We start from the raw sequence: 2,519 nt of genomic DNA on the forward strand, positions 1-2,519 counted from the left end.
CGGACGGCGCGGTCAGCTCAGCTGGGGCAGTACCTCCGCGCCGAGCCGCCGCAGGTTCTCCTCGGTGGCCGCGAGCTGGCCGGAGCCCTCGACCATGAGGGCGAAGCGGGAGATCCCGGTGCGCTCCGAGGTGGCCGCGAGCCGGTCGGCGGCGAGCCGCGGGGGGCCCACCGGATGCAGCCCGCAGAGCAGTTCGGTGTAGGCGTGCGGGTCGCGCATCACACGCTGTCGTCCGTCCACCGTCATATGGGCCGAGAGTCCCTGCCGCAGCCAGCCCGGCATCGCCTTCAGCAGGGTTTCGGCCGCGTCGCTGCGCCGGTCGGCGAGCTGGCAGACGCCGGCCGAGACATGGGCGGCGCCCGCGATCTCCTCGGCCGGCCGGCCCGCCGCGCGGGCGCAGTCCCGCCACAGGGCGACCATCTCGGCCTTCTCCTCGTCCCCGACGTGCATGCCGAGCAGCATCGGCAGCCCGCGCTCGGCGGCCAGCCGCACGCTCGCCGGCGAGGTGCAGGCCAGCACGACCTCGGGGCCGGGGGTGTCGGTCAGGGCGTCCGACGGGCGGGGTACGACCGGCACCTCGCGGAAGGAGTACCGCTCGCCGCCGGCCGCCACCGCCGGTTCGCGCAGCCAGCGCAGCAGCAGATCGAGCGACTCCGGGAACCCGTGTTCGTACGCCCTCAGGCCCGCGCCGAACACCTCCAGATCCACCCAGGGGCCGCCGCGCCCCACGCCCAGCGTGAACCGTCCGCCGCTGGTGACGTGGAGCAGCGCGGCCTGCTCGCCGAGGGCGACCGGGTGCGCGGTGGGCAGGACGCTGACCGCCGTGCCGACCCGGATCCGCCGGGTGCGGCCCAGCAGCAGCGCGGCCAGGGTGACCGCCGAGGGGCATGTGCCGTAGGGCACGAAGTGGTGCTCGGCCAGCCACACGGTGTCCAGCCCGGCCTGCTCGGCGACCTCCGCCGAGCGGACCGCCCGGTGCAGCGCCTCTCCCGGACCCTGGCCGGGGAACTGGGCGGCCAGCACAAAAGTTCCTACGCGCATCGCTTTTCCTGCTTCCTTGGCTCCGACCCGGAGCTCCCCCACCCGGCATAACCGTCTGACACGTGCCAAGGACACGGTCCCGCAGGGAGATTTGCCGATTGTCTGCAGAATAGGTCGCCCAGGAGGGGGACTTGTGGGGGTTGGTTCCGTACCCGTACCCCGCTCGGCGCCGCGTAGGCTGGATGCAGCCCCTGCTTCCTGTATAGCCCCCGAGAGGTGTCCCGTGTCCCCGCGTCGCAACCGACCGAAGGCAGCCGGAACGTCGGGCCGGAGCGCCGAGGACGACCGCGCCGGCCGGTACGGCGGCTGGCAGTCCACCGAGAGCTGGCAGGGCGAGGACTGGAGCGTGCGGCACGTCGCGGGGGCCGGCGCGCAGGGCAAGACCTACCGCTGCCCGGGCTGCGACCAGCTGATCCCCTCCGGCGTCCCGCACGTGGTCGCCTGGCCCGAGTACGCGGGCGTCGACGACCGCCGGCACTGGCACAAGGCCTGCTGGAACGCGAAGGACCGCCGCACCACGCGGGTGCAGCGGTCCCGTAACGCGCCGAGGTTCTGAGCCGTACGGCTGTGTGGTGCCGTACGTCTCACACGTCCCGGCTCCGGCTCACACGTCCCGGCTCTGCAGCAGCGCGTACGCGCCCGCGTACACCGCCGCCGTCAGGCCCAGCATGATCCACAGCGGGTCCCAGCCGGACGGGCCGGACTCGGTCAGGGAGTTGGAGTAGAAGACGCCCAGCTGGTTCGGGATCGAGTACTCGAACAGCCAGTCGCGCAGCTTGTGCATCGACTCCGCGACCATGAACATCGCGATCACCAGCGGAGCCAGCACCACGCCGATCATGATGGTGATGGCGCCCGCGGAGTGCCGGATGACCGAGCCGATGAGCAGCGAGAGCAGGCCGAGCAGCGCGATGTAGAGGCTGATGCCGACGGTGGCCTTGAACCACTCCGAGCCGCTCGGGGTGCGGGCGCCGGCGCCCTCCAGCATGGACACCTGGACCATCGCCACGAAGGCGGACGTCACCAGGGTGATCACGAAGGCGACGGTGAAGAACACGATCGACTTGGCGGCGAGCACCCGGGCCCGGCTGGGGCACGCGGTCATCGTCGTGCGGATCATGCCCGTGCCGTACTCCGAGGCCGTGGTCATCACGCCGAGCGTGATGATGCAGATGGAGCCGAGCAGCAGGCCGAAGAAGCCGAGCGCCAGCGGGTTCCCGCCGTCCAGGTCCGAGGAGGTGGAGTTGGCCGAGACCAGCGCGCCGGCGCCGAGACCGATGCCGACGACGAGCAGCACGAACACGCCGAGCGTCCACATCGTGGAGCGCACCGACCTGATCTTCGTCCACTCCGAGGCCAGCGCGTGCCCGAGATGGGTGCGCACGACCGGGATGGGAGAGGTGTAACCGGCGTACGACCCACCAGGCGCCTGCCACTCGGGCGCGGCGGCCGGGGCCTGCGGCATCGGGGGCTGGGGG

At 72.3% G+C, this 2,519-nt stretch carries 3 protein-coding genes; 1 reads left to right on the plus strand and 2 read right to left on the minus strand.

The window, feature by feature from the left end; genetic code table 11:
• Positions 1 to 12: 12 nt before the first annotated feature.
• The gene (locus tag H5J33_RS30855) at positions 13 to 1,041 is read right to left on the minus strand and encodes an LLM class flavin-dependent oxidoreductase (protein WP_181798067.1); all 1,029 of its coding nucleotides are present in this window, start codon (positions 1,039 to 1,041) and stop codon (positions 13 to 15) included.
• Between the two features lie 223 nt (positions 1,042 to 1,264).
• On the opposite strand from H5J33_RS30855, the gene H5J33_RS30860 reads away from it, so the two are divergent.
• Positions 1,265 to 1,597: an ATP/GTP-binding protein gene (locus H5J33_RS30860; protein ID WP_181798068.1), complete on the plus strand. Its 333-nt coding sequence runs from the start codon at positions 1,265 to 1,267 to the stop codon at positions 1,595 to 1,597.
• Between the two features lie 48 nt (positions 1,598 to 1,645).
• On the opposite strand, the gene H5J33_RS30865 is transcribed toward H5J33_RS30860, so the two are convergent.
• Positions 1,646 to 2,519: ABC transporter permease (locus H5J33_RS30865; protein ID WP_258565519.1), on the minus strand; the 874-nt coding region annotated here is incomplete at its 5' end.

This window comes from Streptomyces sp. WELS2 (genome assembly GCF_013870595.1).
Lineage (GTDB): Bacteria > Actinomycetota > Actinomycetes > Streptomycetales > Streptomycetaceae > Streptomyces.

What these genes read in the sequence shown, in the direction of transcription:
- H5J33_RS30855 (WP_181798067.1), bottom strand. Translation starts at nt 1,041, where the DNA reads ATGCGCGTAGGAACTTTTGTGCTGGCCGCCCAGTTCCCCGGCCAGGGT.